The sequence below is a fragment of the Streptomyces mesophilus genome, from assembly GCF_040300965.1.
GTDB classification, from domain to species: domain Bacteria; phylum Actinomycetota; class Actinomycetes; order Streptomycetales; family Streptomycetaceae; genus Streptomyces; species Streptomyces mesophilus_A.
On the sequence record NZ_JBEPEW010000083.1, the window covers coordinates 16,473 to 37,112 of the forward strand.

At 71.1% G+C, this 20,640-nt stretch carries 14 protein-coding genes and 1 pseudogene; 1 reads left to right on the top strand and 14 read right to left on the bottom strand.

Annotated features, from left to right (window positions below):
• Nucleotides 1-3: 3 nt before the first annotated feature.
• The 13 genes from ABT367_RS25860 to ABT367_RS25920 all read right to left on the bottom strand — a co-directional run bounded on the left by ABT367_RS25860 (nt 4) and on the right by ABT367_RS25920 (nt 16,793).
• Nucleotides 4-192, bottom strand: coding sequence for a CDGSH iron-sulfur domain-containing protein (locus ABT367_RS25860; RefSeq protein ID WP_352255488.1), 189 nt, complete (start codon nt 190-192; stop codon nt 4-6).
• A 107-nt stretch (nt 193-299) separates the two neighbouring features.
• Nucleotides 300-1,316 (bottom strand): iron-containing redox enzyme family protein, encoded by a 1,017-nt coding sequence (locus tag ABT367_RS25865; protein ID WP_352255489.1) that lies wholly within the window; start codon nt 1,314-1,316, stop codon nt 300-302.
• A 240-nt stretch (nt 1,317-1,556) separates the two neighbouring features.
• Nucleotides 1,557-2,741, bottom strand: a complete 1,185-nt coding sequence (locus ABT367_RS25870) for a zinc-dependent alcohol dehydrogenase (protein ID WP_352255490.1) — start codon at nt 2,739-2,741, stop codon at nt 1,557-1,559.
• A gap of 155 nt (nt 2,742-2,896) precedes the next feature.
• A complete protein-coding gene (locus ABT367_RS25875; RefSeq protein ID WP_352255491.1) occupies nt 2,897-4,543 on the bottom strand; it encodes a right-handed parallel beta-helix repeat-containing protein in 1,647 nt (548 codons plus the stop codon).
• 110 nt (nt 4,544-4,653) lie between these two features.
• Nucleotides 4,654-6,825 carry a beta-glucosidase BglX gene (bglX, locus tag ABT367_RS25880; protein ID WP_352255492.1) on the bottom strand — a complete coding sequence of 724 codons (2,172 nt, stop codon included), beginning with the start codon at nt 6,823-6,825 and terminating at the stop codon, nt 4,654-4,656.
• Nucleotides 6,826-6,926: 101 nt separating this feature from the next.
• Nucleotides 6,927-8,519, bottom strand: a complete 1,593-nt coding sequence (locus ABT367_RS25885; protein WP_434975537.1) for an FAD-dependent oxidoreductase — start codon at nt 8,517-8,519, stop codon at nt 6,927-6,929.
• Between the two features lie 202 nt (nt 8,520-8,721).
• The gene (locus ABT367_RS25890; protein ID WP_352255494.1) at nt 8,722-9,786 is read right to left on the bottom strand and encodes a LacI family DNA-binding transcriptional regulator; all 1,065 of its coding nucleotides are present in this window, start codon (nt 9,784-9,786) and stop codon (nt 8,722-8,724) included.
• Complete coding sequence (locus tag ABT367_RS25895; RefSeq protein WP_352255495.1) at nt 9,783-10,928, bottom strand: ABC transporter ATP-binding protein; 1,146 nt, start codon at nt 10,926-10,928, stop codon at nt 9,783-9,785. Before ABT367_RS25895 ends, ABT367_RS25890 begins: the two co-directional genes overlap by 4 nt.
• Nucleotides 10,925-11,980, bottom strand: a complete 1,056-nt coding sequence (locus ABT367_RS25900) for an ABC transporter ATP-binding protein (RefSeq protein ID WP_352255496.1) — start codon at nt 11,978-11,980, stop codon at nt 10,925-10,927. The genes ABT367_RS25895 and ABT367_RS25900 overlap by 4 nt, the downstream gene beginning before the upstream one ends.
• Nucleotides 11,977-12,891, bottom strand: coding sequence for an ABC transporter permease (locus ABT367_RS25905; RefSeq protein ID WP_352255497.1), 915 nt, complete (start codon nt 12,889-12,891; stop codon nt 11,977-11,979). Before ABT367_RS25905 ends, ABT367_RS25900 begins: the two co-directional genes overlap by 4 nt.
• 6 nt (nt 12,892-12,897) lie before the next feature.
• A complete protein-coding gene (locus tag ABT367_RS25910; protein ID WP_352255500.1) occupies nt 12,898-13,881 on the bottom strand; it encodes an ABC transporter permease in 984 nt (327 codons plus the stop codon).
• A 71-nt stretch (nt 13,882-13,952) separates the two neighbouring features.
• The gene (locus ABT367_RS25915) at nt 13,953-15,614 is read right to left on the bottom strand and encodes an ABC transporter substrate-binding protein (protein WP_352255498.1); all 1,662 of its coding nucleotides are present in this window, start codon (nt 15,612-15,614) and stop codon (nt 13,953-13,955) included.
• A gap of 228 nt (nt 15,615-15,842) precedes the next feature.
• Nucleotides 15,843-16,793, bottom strand: coding sequence for an amidohydrolase family protein (locus tag ABT367_RS25920; RefSeq protein ID WP_434975536.1), 951 nt, complete (start codon nt 16,791-16,793; stop codon nt 15,843-15,845).
• 387 nt (nt 16,794-17,180) lie between these two features.
• On the opposite strand from ABT367_RS25920, the gene ABT367_RS25925 reads away from it, so the two are divergent.
• A complete protein-coding gene (locus ABT367_RS25925) occupies nt 17,181-19,283 on the top strand; it encodes a GTP-binding protein (RefSeq protein ID WP_434975538.1) in 2,103 nt (700 codons plus the stop codon).
• A gap of 677 nt (nt 19,284-19,960) precedes the next feature.
• On the opposite strand, the pseudogene ABT367_RS25930 reads toward ABT367_RS25925, so the two are convergent.
• A pseudogene (locus ABT367_RS25930) lies at nt 19,961-20,640 on the bottom strand (SWIM zinc finger family protein); the annotation flags it as partial.

The following is a 20,640-nucleotide window of genomic DNA, read 5'->3' on the forward strand; positions in this document are numbered from 1 at the left end:
CCTTCACTCGCGTACCCGCCGCCGGTGGCTGGCATCGCACCACGGAAAGCGGCGGCTGCGGCGGCAGGTGCACAGAGCGACCCGGAAGCGGTCGGAGCGGACGGTGGTGCCGTCCTCCAGGGTGATCTCCACCGGGCCGTCGACCAGGAAGGGGCCTTCGCGCCGGACGGCGATGCGGCAGGGTTCGTCCATGCGTCCTGGCGGGGTCGGCCGTTCGTCTCCGCGTGCCGGCGGGGCGGGTCGTTCATCCGGGCGCCCCGCCTGAGCGGGCCGCTCGTCCGATCCGTGCGGCTGCTCCCTCACTTGGCGGATCCGTTGCCGCTCCGCACATACGGCTCACGCAGCGAGGTCGAACCCGCGTCCCATCGGGCCAGCAGATACGCGCCGAAGCGGTCCTCCAGGAAGCCGGTCGCGTCGATGCCGAGGACGATGTCGGATGCGAGCTGCGGTTCCGTCTCCAGGAGTCCGCCGATCACCTCCTGGCGCACCACTTGTTCGTGCACGGCATCCGCCTCGACGTGCTCGGCGTAGAAGTGCTCGGCCCTGGGCCCCGCCCCGGTACGGGACATGGCACGGGCGAGGCGGCGCGAGCCCGGCGAAGACGTGATCTCGACGGCGGCGAAGTGCCCGGCCAGGGCGCCGCGCAGCCGGCGGTGCAGACCGAACAGCGACATGACGTTCACGGTGGCGAGGGCCTGTGCGCAGGCGGCGTCCAGGTAGTGGCCATAGGTGGTGTCGAGGCCGAGGTCGCTCATCAGGCCGGCGAAGAGTTCGGCGTGCACGCGCTCGGGCCGTCCGCCGCCGTACTCGTCGAACTCCACCGCCGCCATGCCCGCCTTGGCCCGCCCCCGCAGCCGGGGCAGCACCCAGGCATGCGGATCGGCCTCCTTGAGGTGGTAGAGCGAACGGTGCGCGGCGTACTCGCGCAGCTGCCACAACTCGCCCTCGTCGCACAGCCGATGGGAGACTCCCGTCCCTTCGGCGGGTTCGACGAGGAGCGCGTCGAGCGCCTCGTCCACGCTCCGGTTGCGGGTCGCGTCCTTGCGCAGGGCGGTGAGGAAGCGGTGCTCCAGGGCGCGGCGGAAGCCGAGCAGGTGCGGATCCCACTCGTAGGCCTCGTCGACGCCGGCGAATCCCCGGTAGTGGAGTTCGTAGCAGAGGTAGAGGGCGAGTTGGAGGTCGTCTCCGTAGGGCTCGGCACGGCGCACGAGCTCGGCGGCGCAGCGGGAGCCGGGGCCGCGGAGGGTGTCGATGACGCTGGCGGACAGGACGCCGCGCGGCTGGGGCAGCGCGGGACCCTCGATGGTGATGGGCATGGCAGACGCAGTGCTCCTGGATCGCTGTGGGGGGTACGGCGGCCCACGCCCGTACGGGAGTCAGGCGCCCGCCGGGTACCCGATCGGTTCCAGGGCACACAGCGCTTGGCGTGACGTACGGGCGTGGGCGGACGCGGACGGTGCGGGGGCACAGCCGCGCTGCACCAGCAGATCGTGTTCCGGGCCGTGCCGGGCACCGGCTGCCCCGAAACTCGCCAACAGACGCCCGAGAACAGACGCTCAAGGAGTCAGCAGCGTCTTGATCATGCCGTCCTGCTTCTCCTGGAAGGTCTTGTACGCCTGCGGTCCCTCCTCGAGCGGCAGCCGGTGCGTGGCGAACGCGTCGACGCCCAGTGGGTCCTCGTCGGTGAGCAGCGGGAGGATGTCGCCGGACCAGCGCCTGACGTTGGCCTGTCCCATCCTGAGCTGGATCTGCTTGTCGAACAGGGTGAGGAGCGGCAGCGGGTCGGCCGCGCCGCCGTACACACCGGACACCGAGATCGTGCCGCCCCTGCGCACCACGTCGATCGCCGTCCTGAGGGCGGCGAGACGGTCCATGCCGGCGGTCTCCATGAGGCGTTCCGCGAGCGCGTCGGGCAGCAGTCCCACGGCGCGCTGTGCGGTCTTCGCCACCGGGGCGCCGTGCGCCTCCATGCCCACCGCGTCGATCACCGCGTCCGTGCCGCGCCCGTCGGTGAGGTCGCGGATCGCGTCCCCGAGGTCCTTTCCGTGCCGGCGCAGGTCGAGGCATTTCGCTCCGTGCGCGGCCGCGCGCGTGAGGCGTTCGTTCACGAGGTCGACGCCCACCACAAGACCCGCGCCCCGGTGCCGGGCGATCCGCGCCGCCATCGCACCGATCGGTCCGAGTCCCAGGACGGTCACCGTGCCGCCGGGCGGGATCGCCGCGTACTCCACGGCCTGCCACGCGGTCGGCAGGACGTCGGAGAGGTAGACGAACCGGTCGTCCGCGGGACCGTGCGGCACTTTGATCGGCAGCCGGTCCCCGAACGGCACGCGCATCAACTCCGCCTGACCGCCGGGCACTTGGCCGTACAGCTTCGTATAGCCGAACAGTGAGGCGCCCGTGCCGCGTTCGCGGACCTGGGTGGTCTCGCACTGGGACTGCAGCCCCTGGCCGCACATGAAGCAGTCCCCGCACGAGACGTTGAAGGGGATGACCACCCGGTCGCCGGGCGCGAGCGAGGTCACCTCCGGACCGACCTCCTCGACGACGCCCATGGGTTCGTGGCCGAGGATGTCGCCCGGGTCCAGATAGGGGCCGAGCACCTCGTACAGGTGCAGGTCCGAACCGCAGATGCCGGTGGAGGTGATCCGGACGACGATGTCCGTCGGATCCTCGATCCGTGGGTCGGGAACGGTCTCCACCCGGACGTCCCGCTTGCCGTGCCAGGTCAGTGCGCGCATGGTTCGGATCCCCTTCCGGAGGCGGCACGGAAGCCGGCCCACCACCGGGCCGGCACGGTCCCGCCGGCCGGGCCCGCCCCCGCCGGGTGCCCGTCGGACGGGGCATTACGCGGCGGGGAGCGGACCGGACCGGGGCTGTCCGTCGCCGGCTCCGGCTATCCCGCGTCGGCCCCGATGTTCGGGCTGCCCGGGATGGCCGTCCCGTAGTAGTCGCGACCGCCGTTGCCGGTCACGGCGGCTCCCGCTCCGATCGCCGGCGAACCCGCCTTCAGGGTGTACGCCGACGGGCACGGCTGCGGTCCCGTACCGGTGACCGGTGACCAGGTGCAGGTGCCTCCGCCGCCGGGCGCGGTGAACAGCGGGTCGCCCCACACCTCGCCCGACGCGTGCCCCGCCGCCTTCCAGGCCGCGAAGTCGGCATAAGTCGTGCCGCCCCAGCGGAACCCGGCGGTGCCGGCGCCGTAGTACAGATTGTTCGCCAGCGTCATCCCCGTATGCCCGTTGGGGTTGTAGTAGAGCTGGCCGGTGCGGCCGTACTTGTCCTTGTTGGCCATATGGCAGACGTTGTTCTTGATCTGCGAACCGGCGCCCCAGGTGCCCGCGGCGTACCCGAAGTGGAAGCACGCGCTGGACGTGTCCTTCGTCGTCTGCGCGTTGCCGGTGTAGAGGGTGTTGCCGTAGATGGACAGGGCGTTCTTCGGTGCGACGGGCACGACGTCGAAGAGCCCGCCCTGCGCCTTGGCGGCGTCGTCGTCCTCGGAGATGTTGTAGCGGAAGGTGTTGGGTCCCCAGACCCGGCCGGCCGCGGTCGAGGTGTACGCGAGGTAGCCGCTGCCCGCGTTGTCGTGCGTGTAGTTGTACTCGACGACCGAGTTGGTGGTGCCGCCGTCGAGGTCGATGCCGTCCCAGTCGCAGCCGGCGGTCAGACTCGGCAGCGGCCGCACGTTGTACACCTCGTTGTGCCGTACGGCCACGTTGTTCGAGGTGTACGTCATGATCCCGCTGGTGCCGCCGCAGGAAGTGACGTTGGCGCCGATGTCGTGGACCACGTTGCGCTGGATCACCGCGCCGTTCCAGCCGTTCGCGGTGATGGCCGCGCCGGTGGTCTGCGGGGCCATGCCCAGGTTGTACACGGTGTTGCCCTCGACGCGGACGTTGGTGATGTTCACGCCGCCGCCCCAGCCGTAGACACCGGGTCCGGCCGTCGAGGTCGCGCTGGAGCCGTGCAGGACGTTGTTGCGTATCTGCACATCGTCCAGCGGCCCGGTGTTCCCGTTGACCGCGTAGCCGAGCACCATGATCTGCCCGCCGAAGGTGCTGGTGCTGCCGCTGGGGGTGGCGAACCCGGAGATGTCCGAGTCGGACACCAGCAGGGACTTCGTGGCCGTGGCGGAGCTCTGGTTCTGCAGCAGCACCCCGGCCGCGGTGGTCCCGCCGTTGACGAGTTTGAGACCCGTCAGCTGGAAGCCGCTGACGTGGTCCGCCGTGACGGCCGCCGAGTACTCGCCCGTGCAGGTGGACCTGAGCGTCGCCTTTCCGGTGCCGTACGACGTGACCTTGAAGGGGGTGGTGGCCGAAGACGCCGGCACATTGGCGGAGTTGAAGACCAGGCAGCCGGAGAACCACTCGCCGCCCTGGAAGGCGACGGTGCTGCCCTGCGGGAACGTGGAGGCGTTCACCTTCGCGGCCGACTTCCACGCCTGGTCGGGCGAGGTTCCGCTGTTGCTGTCGCTGCCGTAGGGCGACACGTAGTACGTGGTGGCGGCGGCGTGCGCGGTGCCGGTGGCGGCTCCTGTGAGCATCAGACCAAGCAGGGAGGGGATGGCAACGGCGGCGCATAGCTTTGCTCTCATGCTGCTCCTCTGGGTGGGTCGGGTCCTGGTGTGCGCTGTGCCTTCGTCGGTCCGGGCAGTCAGGTGATCAGGAGGGTGCACCGGTACCGGGTACGGGAGCTGGTCCCGGTGTGCAGGTGGATCTCGCCGGGTTCGACGACGAAGGTGCCCGCGGTGTCGCCGGTCCAGAACCCCAGGTCCTCGGCACCGAGCGTGAAGCGGACCTCCCGTTCCTCGCCCGCGGCGAGCCGGACCCGCGTGAACCCCCGCAGCCGGCGCACCGGTTGGGCGATGCTCGCGGCGGGGTCCTGGACGTAGAGCTGGACCACTTCGTCGGCCGTACGGTCGCCGGTGTTGCGCACGGGGACGGTCACCTCGACCGTCGCGCCCGCCTCCAGGTCGCCCGCCGCGAGCTGCTCCCGGCCGAGTCGTGGCTCGCCGAGCTCGAAGGTGGTGTAGCTCAGTCCGTGACCGAAGGGGAACTCGGGGCCTTCGGCGATGTCCAGGTAGCGCGACACGTACTTCACTTCGGGCGCGGCCGGATCGTAGGGGCGGCCGGTGCGCTCGTGGTTGTAGTAGAGCGGGATCTGGCCCACCGAGCGGGGGAAGGTCACGGGCAGTTTGCCGCCGGGCACGACGGCTCCGGTCAGGACGTCCGCGACGGCGGGACCCGCCTCGATGCCGGGGTGCCAGGCCATCACGACCGCGGGCACCCGCTGGGCCCAGCCGCCGATGGTCAGCGGCCGCCCGCCGACGAGGACCGCCACGCACGGCGTGCCGGTCGCGGCGACCGCCTCGGCCAACTGCTCCTGGACTCCGGGCAGTCCGAGCTCGCCCCGTACGGCCGCTTCTCCGCTGAGCGCGGGCGGCTCGCCCACCACGAGGACCACCGCGTCGGCGGCATCGGCCGCGGCCACGGCCGCCGCGAAGCCGGAGGTGTCGGCGCCCTCCGCTGACGCGCCCTCGACGTGGCTGATCACCGTGTCCGGCAGCGCTGCGCGCAGACCGGCCAGGACGGGGACCGCCTCGGGTGCGCCCGGCAGGGTCCAAGTGCCCAGCAGATCACCGGAGTCGGCGAACGGCCCGATCACGGCGAGCGAGCGGAGCGCTGTCGCGTCGAGGGGCAGGGTGCCGCCGTCGTTCTTCAGGAGCACCATGCAGCGCCCGGCCGCCTCGCGCGCCGCCGCCCGCGCCTCGGCGCTCGGTGCGGTGAGAGCCGCGGACTCCTCCACGTACGGGCGCTCGAACAGCCCGAGGCGCAGCTTCAGACGCAGGACGCGGGCCACCGCGTCGTCGAGCCGCGCCTCGGTCAGCGCCCCGGAGGCGAGCAGGTCGCGGCCGTGGTCGACGAAGGTGGTGGACACCATCTCCATGTCCACGCCGGCGGTCAGTGAACGCCTCGCCGCTTCGGCCTCGTCCGCCGCGACACCGTGTGCGATCAGCTCCAGGACACCGGTCCAGTCGCTCACCACGACACCGTCGAAGCCCCACTCCCGCTTCAGAATGCCGGTGAGCGTATGGGAGTTGGCGTGCGCGGGCACGCCGCTGACGGTGTTGAACGCGGCCATGACGGTGGCGGCGCCCGCCTCGACGGCCGCCTTGAACGGCGGCAGATACAGATTGCGCAGCCGCTGCTCGGACACGTCGACGGTGTTGTAGTCGCGGCCGCCCTCCGCGCCCCCGTACGCCGCGAAGTGCTTGGCGCAGGCGGCGATACGGTCCGGTGCCGTCAGGTCCTCGCCCTGGTAGCCGCGCACCTTGGCCGCCGCGTATGCGGAGGTGAGATACGGGTCCTCGCCGGTGCTCTCCGCGATCCGGCCCCAGCGCGGCTCGTGGGTGACGTCCATCATCGGCGAGAACGTCCAGTGGATGCCGTTGGACCGCGCCTCGCGCGCGGAGACCTCGGCGTCCACCGCCGTGACGGCCGGGTCGAAGGCCGCGGCCTGGGCGAGCGGGATGGGGAACGTGGTGTGGTAGCCGTGGATCACGTCGAGGCCGAAGACCAGCGGGATGCCGAGGCGCGACTCCTCCACGGCGATGCGCTGCAAGGCGTTGCTCGCCTCGGCTCCGACGACGTTGAGCACCGAGCCGAGCAGGCCCTTGCGGGCCGCGGCCTCGGCCGCCGCGGTGTCGCCGCCGCCCGGTCCTGTGTCCCAGGCCCAGGCGAGCTGCTGGAGCTGGCCGAGCTTCTCGTCGACGGTCATCCGTCCCAGGAGTTCCGCGATACGGGGCTCGTGGTCGTGGCCGCTCATGGCGGGTCCTCTCGTGTGCGGGGTGGGGGCCCGCGCCCCCGGGGGTCAGGTGCCGGGGGCGCGGGAGTGCGGGGTGGGGCGGTCGGGGCGGGGGTGGTGGCTCAGTAGTGGTGCGGCCGGCTGCGTATCTCCTCGGGCCACGCCAGCTGGACGCCTAGGGTGTGACTCAACAGGCGCTGGTAGTCCGCCAGTTGGGTCTGGTCCGAGCGGACCTTGCGGGGCGGAAGCGCCCGGTCGAGGCAGAAGCCCGCGAGCGCGCCGACGGCCTCGCCGATGGCCCACTCCACGGGGTGCAGGCGGTAGCAGCCGTTGGTGATGTGCGTGGTGCCGATGTTCTTGTTGGCGGGCAGCAGATTGTCCACACGTACGGGAATCAGGGCCCCCAGCGGGATCTGGAACGGGTACGACTCGATGTCGATGTAACTGCGTCCCGCGGTACTTGGATGCAGATCGATCCGGTAGCTGCCCAGGCCGACACTGTCGTGGAACACCTCGCCTCCGGCGCCCGGCGGGCGCGCCTGGACGCCCACATGCTGTTCGAGCACCGTGAACTCGGCCTTGATCCGGCGCGATTCACGGATGTACGGCGCCATGGCCAGACCGTCCGCGGTGCCGGTGACGTCCGGCCGCAGCCGCAGCCCCGGCCAGCCGGTCCCGCCGTCGGGCCGCGGCGCCTCGGTCTGCAACCAGTGCAGGAACGACAGCGAAAGCCCGCGCGCGGCCTCCAGCGCCGCGGCCCGCTGCTCGGGTCCGACGCCGAGCAGCGGCGCCTCCCAGTAGTCGATCTGCGGCCAGTTGACGACGGTGACGTCGGAGGCCAACGCCCCGGCGGCGAACTGCTCCCGGGCGAGCACCCGGCGGAACTGCCACAGATCGAAGTGCTCCCCTGCCGCACGGTCGGCGCCCATCAGCGCCCAGGTGCGCTCTTCGAGCGTGATCGGCACGACGTCGGTGAACGAGAGCTGGGGTCCGGGCCAGAACGGCGCGGCTTCGGTGCGCCAGTGGCCGTAGGCGGCGGGGCGGTCGATCACATGGTCCTCGCCGGGCCGGTGCTCCAGGGCGAAACACCAGGACACGGCCTGCTGGTCGAGCGGATCGGCGGTCGCCGGCGCGTGCGGCTCCCCGGTCTCGTCCTGGCCCTCCGCGCCGAAGACGTGTTCCACACCGGCGAGTTCGAGCAACTCGCCGAGTTCGGTGGCGTCGGCGACGTAGGAGGCATGGACGGTGAGTTCCCGGCCGTCGTGCCGGCCGGCCAGCGTGACCGCCTCGATACGGTCGCCGTCGGTGTGCGCGGCGACCGGCTCGTACCCGGTGAGGACGGTGATCGCGCCGGACGCCCGCCACGGCGCGAGCATCTCCTCGAGGACGGCCACGGCCACCCGCGGTTCGTGGCACATCCGGCTGACGATGCCGAGTCCCGGGTCGAACAGCGGATCCTGAGCGGCGCCGGGCGCGAGGGGGTAGTTGCGGCGGTAGTAGTCGCGTACGCGGCGGCGCAGTTCCGCATAGCCCGGCGGGGCGGCCGGACCCTCGATCCAGGGATGCTCGTCGGGCGGCACGGCCTGGGCGGTGAGCTGACCGCCGAGCCATGCGGTGGCCTCGGTGAGCACCACGCTCCGGCCGAGCCGGGCCGCGGTGAGCGCCGCGGCCACACCGCCGAGCCCGCCGCCGACGACGAGGATCTCGGTTCGCATTTCTGTCATGTGGCTTGGTTCCTTCTGCCGGTGAGGCCGGACTGCCGTGCGGAATGGTCGAGTCGGGGCGTCATACGGGGCTGTGGGTCTCGCCAGGGCGGCGCTGGACAGGACGAACCGCCCGTGCGCCGCTCTTGGGCAGCCGGGAGCGGCGGACGGCGCCCTGCGTGGTCCGGCGCGTCCTGGGCCGAGGGCGCGGGCCCTATTCGCGCACCTCCGTCACCGTGGTGCCGGGGATCAGCGGACAGGGCACGAAGAGGCTTCCGGTGCGCTGGTCGGGGTCGTCGAGCATGGTCTGAAGCCGGTCCACGGCGATCCGGCCGATCTCGGTCCGGGGGATCACCAGCGAATCCCACTGCCCGGACAGGTCCGCGGGCGCCGCTTCGAGCACGGCGACGGACACGTCGTCGGGGATCTTCCTTCCCCGGGCGGCCAGTTGCTCGCGCAGGGACTCCGCGAGCCGCACGCTCTCCACCACGACCGCGGTCACCGCGCCGCGCGCCACCTCGTCGAGCCAGGCGCTCTCGATGCCGTGGGTGCCGTGGAAACCCGGCGAGGTGTCGGTCAGGCCGAGCCTGCCGACCGCTTCGGCGTATCCCGTACGGCGGTCCTCGTACGGCTCCATCTCCATCCATTCGCGGACGTATCCGAGCCGTCGGTGGCCCAGTTCCGAGAGCCGTTCCACGATGCGTGCGCTCGCGGTGCGGTAGTCCGGGATGATCTGCGGGATCTCCGCACCGGGCACCTCACGGCGGCCAATGTGCACGAACGGATAGCCCTCGTACCAGAGCCGGGCCAGTTCGCCGCGGTCGGTGGAGACGCCGAGCAGGATGCTGCCGTCGGCGAGGTTGAGCCGGTTGGTGCCGTCCTTGTAGATCTTGCGCTCACCCCGGGTGCCGCCTTGTCCGGCGCTGCCGCCGGAGCCGGTCGAGGTGAAGAGCACCAGGTCGAAGCCCGTCTCCTCGGCCCGCTCCTCGATACCGAGCAGGAACGCGAAGTAGAAGTCCTCGTGGGCGTGCGGGAACACCCGCTCGAAGGTGTGCACACCGAGGAGGTTGTTGCGCTGCTTGCGCATGGCACGGGCCGCCGGGTTGGCGACATAGCCCAGTTCGCGTACCGCCTCGAAGACACGCTGCCGGGTCTCCTCGGGGATCCGCGCCGTCGCCGCGTTGCCGCTGATCACCCGGGACACCGCCGACTGGGAGACGCCGGCGAGCCGCGCCACGTCCGCCTGGCTTGGCGCCTTGCCACGCCGTCGTGCTGTCACGATGCCCCCTCGAGCGTCCTGCGCCGGGCGGCCGTCGCCTCGGCATGGGTCGTGCCGGCCAGTTCCCCGGCCCGGCCCTTGGTGTGCAGCCAGCACATCACCCAGTGGCCGTTCCCCAACTCCGTGCGGGGCGGCGCCTGTTCACGGCACTCGGGCATCGCGAACGGGCAGCGCGGGTGGAACCGGCAGCCCGTGGGCGGGTCGATCAGGCTGGGCGGTTCACCGAGTTCGTCGGCGCCCGCGAAGAGCGCCTCGCGGTCGTCCACTCCGCGCTCGGGGTCCGGAGACGACTCTATGAGCAGTTTGGTGTACGGGTGCTGCGGCGCCGCGATCACCTCCTCCTTGGGGCCGGATTCCACCATCTGTCCCGCGTACATCACGGCGATCTCGTCGCACAGATAGCGGGCGCTGGCGATGTCGTGCGTGATGTAGAGGAGCGCGAGGCCGTCCTCGGTGCGCAGCCGCTGCAGCAGATTGAGCATCTCCAGGCGGATGGACACATCGAGCATGGAGATCGGCTCGTCCCCGAGCAGGACCTTCGGCTCCACGGCGAGGGCGCGGGCGATCACCACGCGCTGCCGCTGTCCACCGGAGAGTTCATGCGGGAACTTCGCCGCGAACTCGTCGGTCGGCGTGAGGCTCACCCGCTCCAGGAGTTCGGTGATGCGGCGTTCGCGTCCGGCGCGGTCCAACTGCGGCTGGTGCAGCCGCAGTGCGCGTTCGAGGTTGTAGCGGACGCGGTGCAGCGGGTTCAGCGAACCGAAGGGGTCCTGGAAGATCAGCTGCACCTCGGAGTGGTAGGCGCGCCGGGCCCGCCGGCTGCCGCTCACGGGCTCTCCGCGCAGGACGATCTCGCCCTCGGTCGGCTCGTGGAAACGGGCCAGCATCCGGGCGAGGGTGGTCTTGCCGCTGCCGCTCTCCCCCACCAGGGCCAGGATCTGCCCGGGCTCGAGGCGTACGGTCGCCTGCTCCACGGCGCGGACCACGGAGGTCCTGCCGAGCGAGCCTCGGACGGTGAAGTGCTTGGTGACCTCGCGCGCTTCGAGGACGTACTGCGAATCCTGTGGCGCGTCGGCGGCATCCGCCTTGTCGGGGTTCCGGATCGTCTGCACGGCTGCCTCCTTGCGCAGGACATTGCTCATCGGTTCCCTCCCTTCTGCTGCTCGTGGTGGCTCTCGTCGAGGAGGCACGCGGCCTCGTGTCCGCCTTCCGAACTCACCGGCAGCAGCGCGGGAAGCCGCTCGTCACAGCCCTCGATCCGCTGCGCGCACCGGGGATGGAACGGGCAGCCCGCGGGCGGGCGCCGCAGATCGGGCGGTGTTCCGGGGATGCCGCGCAGGGTGCGCAGCGGCGCGTGCAGCGGCGGGAAGGAGTCGCGCAGGCCCTGGGTGTACGGATGCCGGGGGCTGCGGTAGAGGTCGGCCGCCTCGCCCACCTCGACGATCCGGCCGGCGTACATGATGGCGATACGGTCCGCGAGTTCCAGCAGCAGCGACAGATCGTGCGTGACGAACACGACCGCGAAGCCCAACTCCTTCCGCAGTCGCAGCACTTGGGCGAGGATCTGCCGCTGCATCACCACGTCCACGGCCGTCGTCGGCTCGTCCATCACCACCAGCTCGGGCCCGCAGGCGAGCGCCAGGGCGATGGCGGCGCGCTGGCGCATCCCGCCGGAGAGCTGGTGCGGATAGTCGCGGACCCGGTCGGCGGAGATGCCGACGAGGGCTAGCAGGTCCTCAGCCCGCGCCCACGCGTCCTTCTTGCTCAGCCCGCGTTCCCGGGCCCGCAGTACGTCGGCGAACTGGGCGCCGATCCGCATCACCGGGTTGAGCGCGTCCATCGCGGACTGCAGCACGATCGACAGGGCCGTCCACCGGTAGCGGCGCAGCTGTCTGCCGTCGAGCGCGGCCAGGTCGACGGGCGGTGCGCCGTCCCTTCCGTGGAAGAGGATCTGCCCCGCGGTGGTGACGGCGGGCGGCCGCTGGAGCCGGGTGAGCGCGGTGATCAGAGTGGACTTCCCGGAGCCCGACTCCCCCGCGACGCCCAGGATTTCGCCCCGGCGCAGCGTGAAGGAGACATCTGAGCAGGCGCGTACGGGGGTGCTTCCGGTGGCGTATTCGACGGTCAGACCGCGGACTTCGAGAACGGCGGTTGCGGTCACAGGGGACGTGTGCGGCTCGGTTTGTACGGTCATCGGGAGTCACCTCCGGTCGTGGCGGCGGCCCGTGCGAGCCGCTTCGCGCGGCGCACCGAGACCGGGCGGGCCACTCGCAGCTTGGGGTTGGCGAACTCGTCGACGCCGAAGTTGACCAGGGCCGCCGCCGTGCCGATCAGGGCGATGCACAGGCCGGGCGGTACGAACCACCACCACAGGCCGCGCAGGACGGCGCTCTGCTGCTGCGCCGACTGGATCATGGTCCCCCAGCTGATCGCCGAGGAGTCGGAGATCCCCAGGAACGCGAGTCCTGCCTCGGCCATCACCGCGCCGATCATCGCGTGCAGGAACATCGAGGCGATGAGGCCGGTGAGGTGCGGCAGCACTTCGGCGAAGACGAGGCGGTGCCCCTTCTCGCCGAGCATGCGCATCGCCCGTACGAAATCGCGGTTGGCGATGCTCATCGCCTGGGCGCGCAGGGTGCGCGCCCCGCCGGACCAGCCGAAGAACCCGATGATCAGGGCGATGGTGGTGAGTCCGGTGCCCTGCAGATAGCCGGCCACGATCAGGATGAGCGGAAGCACCGGCAGGACGAGGAACAGGTTCGTCAGGAAGTTCAGGGCGGCGTCCACCCGGCCGCCGTAGTACCCGGCCGGTACGCCGACCAGGATCGCCATGGCCGTACCGACCACGGCGCCGATCAGGCCCACGTACATCGAGCCGCGGGCGCCGGCGACGACCTGGGCGAGGACGTCCTGCCCGAACTGGTTGGTGCCCAGGAGGTGTTCACCGCCGGGCGGCAGCGCGATGGCGCCGGTGTCGTTGGCGCGCGGGTCGAGTCCGAGCAGACTCTCCGCCAGCCAGGGGCCGAGAAGGGCGAGCAGACAGAAGAAGGCCAGGATGCCGAGGCCGATGCGGACCTTCCAGCTGCTGAGGAATCCGGTGCTCACGGCCCGTCACCCTCCTTCTCTGATACGCGGGTCGAGCAGGGCGTACACCGAGTCGGCCAGCAGGTTGGCGAGCAGGACGGTCAGCATGATGAGGAAGAAGACCCCTTGCATCACCGGGTAGTCGCGCTGCTGGAGCGAGGTGTAGAGGAGATAGCCGATGCCCGGGTAGTTGAAGACCACCTCGGTGAGCAGGGCGCCGCCGACCACATGGCCGAGGGCGAGGGCGAAGCCGGTGAAGTTGGGCAGCACGGCGTTGCGGGCCGCGTACCGCAGCAGTACGCGTCGGTTGGACAGGCCCTTGGCCTGGGCGAGCAGGACGTAGTCCTCGCGGACCGTGGTGACCGTCATGTTGCGCATGCCGAGCAGCCAGCCGCCGAAGGCCGAGAACACGATGGTGGCGGCGGGCAGCGCACCGTAGTGCAGCACGCTCAGGAGGAACGAGGGCGAGAAGCCGATCGGCAGGTCCGCGTCGTATCCCCCGGACAGCGGGAACCAGCCCAGGACGAAGGCGAAGAGCCACAGTCCGAGCAGCGCCATCCAGAAGTACGGGATGGCCGAGACGAACGTGGTCAGCGGGCTCAGGACGCTGTCGAAACGGCCGCCCGCCTTCCAGCCGGCCATCGCGCCGATGCCGGTGCCGAGCACGAAGGCGATCACGGTGGTCGTGCCGACGAGCAGCAGCGTCCAGGGCACGCCCTGCCACAGGAGGTCGCTCACGGGCACGGGGTAGTTGCTGACCGAGATGCCGAGGTCGAAGCGCGCCAACTGGCCCAGATAGTCGAGGTATTGGCGGCCGAGGTTGGCGTCCGCGTTGCCGAAGACCTTCTGGATCGACTCCAGGGCGCTCGGCGCGAGCTGCTGTCCACTGACGCGCTGCAGCTTCTCGACGATGGCGGCCGACGGGTCGCCGGGCATCAGCCGGGGCAGGAAGAAGTTCAACGTGATCGCCGACCACGCGGCGGCGAGATAGAAGCCGAGGCGCCGGCCCAGGAACCCCCAGCGGCGCGGGGCCCGGGCCCGCGCCGCCCGGACGGCGACGGGCTTCTCGGCGGTCACCGCTGTCACTTGGCGGCCTTCAGCTTCTGCAGCGTGAGGGTGGCGTCGGGGCCGAGGCCGAGCATCGGCACGGCGGAGAAGTTCTCGGGCGTGGGCCAGCCGGTCCACCGCTTGGCGTTGACGGCGACGAACCAGAAGCTGTCGTAGACCGGGCTGTACGGCACCTGCTCGGCGACGATCTTCTGCAGCTTCTGCGCCGCGCTCTTCGTCGTGCCGGGGTCGTTGGAACCCTGGAGCTCCTCGAGCGCGGCGTCGGTGGCGTCGTCCTTCCACCGGCCGAAGTTGGTGGCGGTCTTCTCGCCGAGGGGCCGATGGGCGCGGCTGCTCAGCGCGCTGTACAGGCCGGCGACCCCGGCGCCGCCCGTGGTGGAGATGGTGAGGTCGAACTCGCCCGTCTGCTGCTGCTCGAAGAGGTTGGCGCCCGGGGCGCCCGCCGACTTCACCTCGAGTCCGAGATGCTTCTGCCAGCTGCGGATCATGATGTTGGCATACGCGTCCCAGCCGAAGTCCTGGTTGAACGAGATCTTCGGCGTATACGACTTGCCGTCCTTGACGAGCTTGCCGCCCTTGACCTCGAAGCCGCTGAGCTCCAGCTCCTTCTGCGCCTCCGCGGCGTCGACCTGCTGCACCTTCCCGCGGTACTCGGGCAGGATGGTGTCCGCGTAGATCTCGTCGACGAGGCCCGTCGGACCCGCCTCCGTACCGGGGCGCTGCAGCGTGGTGACGATGTCCTTGCGCGGAATCGTCAGTGCGAGGGCGCGGCGCACATGCACGTCGTCGAACGGCGCGCGTTCGGTGTTGAAGAAGAGCGAATAGGCGCCGCCCGTCGCGTACTTCTCGTACAGATGGTGCTTCGGGTCCTTGGCGACATACTCCTTCTCGGCCCCGTTCCAGGCCTGGAGCGTCCAGTCCACCTCGCCGCGCAGCAGCTGCGCCTTCACGGTGTCCGGGCTCGTCGGAATGATCTTCAGCTGCTTGATCTCGAACCCGCCGCCCCAGTAGTCCGTCCGCGCGGCGAGCGTGAGCTGCTGCGGTGCGAACCGCTGGAGGGTGAACGGGCCGGTGCCTATGGGGTCGGGGTTGGTCCAGCTGTTGAGGTCCTTGCCGTCCCAGAGGTGCTTGGGCACGATCGGGACCGCGATGGAGGCGAGCTGGCTGACCTCGCTGAAGGCGGCGCGCGGCCAGTGCACGGTGACGGTGGCGGCGTCCTTCTTCTCGACCTTCTCGTACGTGGTGCCGCCGGTGTTGAACGCGGGGTCCTTCAGCGGGATCCCGAGCGAGAAGACCACGTCGTCGGCGGTCAGGGGCTTGCCGTCCGAGAACTTCACGTCCTCGCGCAGCTTCAGGGTCAGCGTGGTGCCGGCCTCGTCGAACTCCATACTCTCGGCCAGCCAGGGCTTGACCTTCGCGCCGTCGCTGTAGTCCACGCGCAGCAGCGACTCGTGGATCAGCTCGCCGTGCGGGGTCTTCTGGGTGGCGGGGCTGAACATGTTGTAGTTGCGGACGAAGGTCGTCCCCGCGTCCGTCTTGCCGAACACGAGTGTGTCCACCCCCTTGCCGCCACCGGCGGAGCCCGCGCCGGTCCCCGCCGTACAGGCGCTCGCGCCGAGCGGAACGGCGACGGCCGCCGCGGCGGCGCGCACTAGGAAGTCTCGTCTCGTGGGCATGGCTGACTCCTGCTCTTCGTGATCGCTGTGCGGGGCGCTGAAGGAGGTGCTCATACGTATGAGCGCTGATGCGGAAGTCGCTTGGGCGGCTGCTTCTACGTATGACCAAGGAACGTAAGGTCGTTACGGCGGTGCGTCAAGAGAGTTGCAGCGAGGTTTTTCGGCCATGACGGGACGATCAACCGTCATGGCAGGCAGGCGACTTGAGGGCCCGGGCGAGAACGGTGTTCAGGCCGAGTTCCGGCCGAGGAGCCGCACGGCCGGTGAGCCGGCGAAGAGCCGCGCGGAGTTCTCGTAACAGACCGCACGCAGCCAGGAGTCGCCGAGGCCGAGACGCACCAGGGAGTCCAGGGCGTGGGCGTACGGGTAGGGGATGTTCGGGAAGTCGGTGCCGAGCAGAATGCGGTCCTGGTGGTCTTGCAGGCGCGGCAGCAGGGCCGGCGGGAAGGGTGCCAGTCGCTCGGTGAACTCGGTGAACACCATCGTGGTGTCGAGGTGGACGTGCGCGAACCGGTCCGCGAGATCCAGGAACTCGGCGTACTCGGGCGTACCCAAGTGGGCGACGATCAGGCGCAGTTGTGGATGGCGGGACAGGACCGCGCCGATGGGTTCGGGCCCGGTGTGCTTGCCCGGTACGGGCCCGGAGCCGCAGTGCGTCACGACGGGCGTGCCGGATTCCGCCAGCGCGCCCCACACGTCGTCGAGCAGGGGATCCGTCGGGTCGTACCCGCCGACCTGGAGGTGCGCCTTGAAGACCTGCGCCCCCGCCTCGATCGTCCGGCGGACCTCGGCGGCTGCGCCGGGTTCGGGATAGAAGGTGCCCGTGTGCAGGCAGTCGGGGGTGCGGGCGGCGAACTCCCCGGCCCAGGAGTTGAGCCAAGCAGCCATGCCGGGCTTGTGCGGGTAGACCATGGCGGTGAAGGCGCGTACACCGAAGTCCCGTAGCCGCCGCACCCGTTCGTCCTCCGCGTCGCGGTAGGTGATCGGCCAGTCCACGCCGGTCATCGGGCCGACGGCGTCGAAGTACGCCCACACCTTGTCCATCACCCGCTCGGGCATGAAGTGCGTGTGCACGTCGATCAGCCCGGGCAGTCCGAGCCCGCGCCAGAAGGCCCCGACCTGCGCCGCTTCGTCCGCGCCTTCGCTCACGGCCGCACCTTTGATCACGCCTTCGCTCACGCACGCACCTTTGATCACGCCTTCGCTCACGCCCTCGCCAGCACCTTCGATCACGCTTTCGCCCGCGCCTTCATCCGCGCCGTCGCCCACCGCTGCGTCCACCGTCGTCGTCCGTTTCCTCGTACGAGTGGTGCTCGGTCACCCGCAGCAGGATCGCGTACGGGTGTGCGGCGCCGCTCCCCGCCCCCGGCCCGCGGAACCTTCGCACCCGTTTAATCGCTTGCCCGGCTCGCGTACGCCCTGCTCTACTCGCAGACGTCCGCCGCGACGAAGCGGCCCAGGAGGAGGTAACGGCAATGCGCCAGACATCCATGTCCCGCTCGCTGACCCCGACCCCCTCTTCGAAGGACATGACGCTACGTGTCATCGGCATCGCCAACTCCGTCGCTGAATCTGGGCATTCTGGCCCATGTCGACGCAGGTAAGACCAGTCTGACCGAGCGGCTGCTGCACGCCGCCGGTGTGATCGACGCTCCCGGCAGCGTCGACGAAGGAAATACGCGGACGGATTCGCTCGCCCTGGAGCGGCGCCGCGGTATCACCATCAAGTCCGCGGTCGCCTCGTTCCCGCTCGGGCCGCCCGAGGACCGGGTGACCGTCAATCTCATCGACACCCCCGGCCACCCGGACTTCATCGCCGAGGTGGAACGGGTGCTCAGCGTGCTCGACGGCGCCGTGCTCGTGGTCTCGGCCGTCGAGGGCGTCCAGGCGCAGACGCGGATCCTGCTGCGCACGCTGCGCCGGCTGGGCATCCCCACGCTGATCTTCGTCAACAAGATCGACCGCGGCGGCGCCCAGTACGAGCGCACGCTGCGCCGGATCACCCGGCGCCTCACTCCGGCGGCACCCGCCATGGGCCCGGTGCACGGCATCGGGACACGGAGGGCGCAGGCGCGGCCGTACGGCTCCGAAGACGCCGTATTCCGCGAGGCGTTGACCGAAGTGCTCGCCGAGCAGGACGACGAACTGCTCTCCGCGTACGTGGAAGGCGCGGCCGTCCCGCAGGGGACTCTGCTCTCCGCGCTGGCGGCCCAGACCCGGGCGTGCCTGGTGCACCCGGTGTTCTTCGGCTCGGCGGTGACCGGCGCCGGCCTGCCCCACCTCATGGACGGCATCCGCACGTTGCTGCCGTACGCGGACGAGGGCGACGGGCGGCTCTCGGGAACGGTCTTCAAAGTGGAGCGCGGCCCCGCCGGCGAGAAGATCGCGTACGTACGGATGTTCTCGGGCGAGCTGCGGCTGCGCGACCGGGTGCCGTTGGGGCGCGTCGGCTCGGCGCATGGGGGTTCGGCCCGCGGCGGCTCGGGCTACGAAGGTTCGGCCCGTGTCGGCTCGGCGCATGGGGGTTCGGCCCGCGGCGGCTCGGCCCGTGAAGGTTCGGCCCTCGGCGGCTCGGTGCACGAAGGCAAGGTCACGGCGGTCGAGGTCTTCCACGAGGGTGCCGGTCAACGGCGGCCCGTGGCGCGGGCCGGCGAGATCGCGAAGGTGTGGGGGCTCGGCGAGGTCCGCATCGGGGACTGGGTGGGCGCGGCCCGCAAGGAATCCGCGGACGCCCACTTCGCCCCGCCCACGCTGGAGACCTTGGTCGTCCCCGGTGCGGGCACGGACCGCGGTGCGCTGCATCTGGCCCTTGCCCAACTCGCCGAGCAGGACCCGCTGATCGGCCTCCGCCAGGACGACGTACGCGACGAGGTTCATCTCTCCCTGTACGGCGAGGTGCAGAAGGAGGTCATCCAGACCACGCTCGCCGAGGAGTTCGGCCTCGACGTGGGCTTCCACGAGACGACGACGATCTGCGTCGAGCGGCCGGCCGGCGTCGGGCACGGGTACGAGAAGGACCTGCTGCCCTTCCTCGGCACGGTCGGGCTGCGGGTGGAGCCGGCGCCGCCGGGCAGCGGGGTGTCGTTCGGTCTCGAGGTCGAACTCGGCTCGATGCCTTACGCGTTCTTCAAGGCCGTCGAGGAGACGGTGCACGAGACGTTGGACCAGGGCCTGCTGGGCTGGCGGGTCGTCGACTGCAAGGTGACGATGACCCACTCCGGTTACTGGCCGCGGCAGAGCCACTCGCACGCCACGTTCGACAAGAGCATGTCGAGCACGGCACGTGATTTCCGGCAGGTCACGCCACTGGTGCTGATGGATGCGCTGCGGGAGGCCGGCACCGGGGTCGAGGAGCCGGTGCACCACTTCCGGCTCGAACTGCCCGCCGACACTCTTGGTCCCGTGCTGCCGCTGCTCGGGCGCTTGCGGGCCGTACCCGGGACGCCTGACATCCGGGGCACGTCGTGCTCGCTCGAAGGCGAGATCCCGGCGGCCTCGCTGCACCGGCTGGGCCAGCTGCTGCCGGGGCTGACGCGGGGCGAGGGCGTCGTGGAGTCCGCGTTCGCCGGGTACCGGCCGGTGAGCGGTGAGGCACCCGCCCGGGCACGGACCGATCACAACCCCCTGAACCGCAAGGAGTACCTGCTGGTGGTCACGCGGCTTCGGTAGGGGCGGCAGCGGCAGGAAGTGGCTTACGGGCGGGGGCCGATGGCGCTGGGAGTGGCGATGCCGAGGGCGGAGGCGCGGGGAGCGGTGACACCGAGGACCGGGGCGCAGGGAGCGGCGACACCGAGGACCGGGGCGCAGGGAGCGGCGACACCGAGGACCGGGGCGCAGGGAGCGGCGACACCGAGGACGGAGGCGCAGGGAGCGGTGACACCGAGGACCGGGGCGCGGGGAGCGGTGACGCCGAGGGTGGTGACGCCGGGCCCCGCAGGCCGAGGGCGACGCCTGCCGCGACGAGCAGGCGCCGGCGAGGTCCGCGTGGCCCACGGCGCCGAGGCCGAGTGCGCCGGTGGTGAGCAGGGCGCCCACCGGGACGAGTCCCGCGAAGAGCCCGGCGCGGCCGGCGCCGAGCCGGCGCAGCGCGTCGTACCAGAGGAAGAACGCGGTGGCGGTGACTCAGACGCGCGCAACCCGACCACAGGCGTGTGACCGAACCCTAAACGCGCAACCCAACCGCAGGCGCGCGTAACCGAACCCCAGACGCGCGCAACACGACCCCCAGATCCGCGCCCGAACCCCAGATGCACGCAACCCAACCGCGGTACCCGCGCGGCCCAACCCCAGGACCCGCACAGCCCAACACCCCAAGCACGCGGCCGAACCGGAGCAACAACGCGCCTCTACCCGCTCAGCGCGCCCACCGGGTCCAGGTCTCTTGTGCCCCGGGGCCACCAGTCCTCGCGGCCGGGTTCGGATTCGTACGGGTACCAGTAACCGTCGCGTCCGTAGCGGAGTTGGAGGTGGCCGTCCGGGTGCGTGAGGTGGTTGCGCCAGGGGCGGAACGGCGGGTGTTCCGCTGCGAGCAGCGCCGGGCGCGCCTGGTCGAAGGGTCCGGCCGGCGGGTTCCAGGACTCCTCCAGGACGGCCAGGCCCTCCGCGCCGCCTTGGCGCCAGGCGGCGGCCGCACGCGCCAAGTCCGTGGTCGAACGGTCCGCCGCCGCGGCCAGTTGGGCATAGAGCGCCCGGGTCGCACCGGTGAGTCCGGAGCCGGGCTGGGAGGCGGCGATGCGTACCGCGTCCTGCCAGAGCGTCAGTTCGGCGAGGGGGTCTTCACCGGTGCCCAGAAGCGCATGGGCCCGGGCGGCGGCGTCGGTCGCCAACTGGTCCAGGGCCAGCGGGTCCGGCCCGCCGGGAGCGGCCGGGTACGCGGGCGGCGGGCCCGGCTGCGCTGGCCTCGGCAGGGGTGGCGGCGGGGCAGGCAGTCGGCGAGGCTCCAGGGCGTGAGACGCCCGTACGCCGGGCATCGGCGGCGCCGCGGATTCCGCGCGGGCCGCGCGGTGGGCGTTGCGGCGCGCGAGGG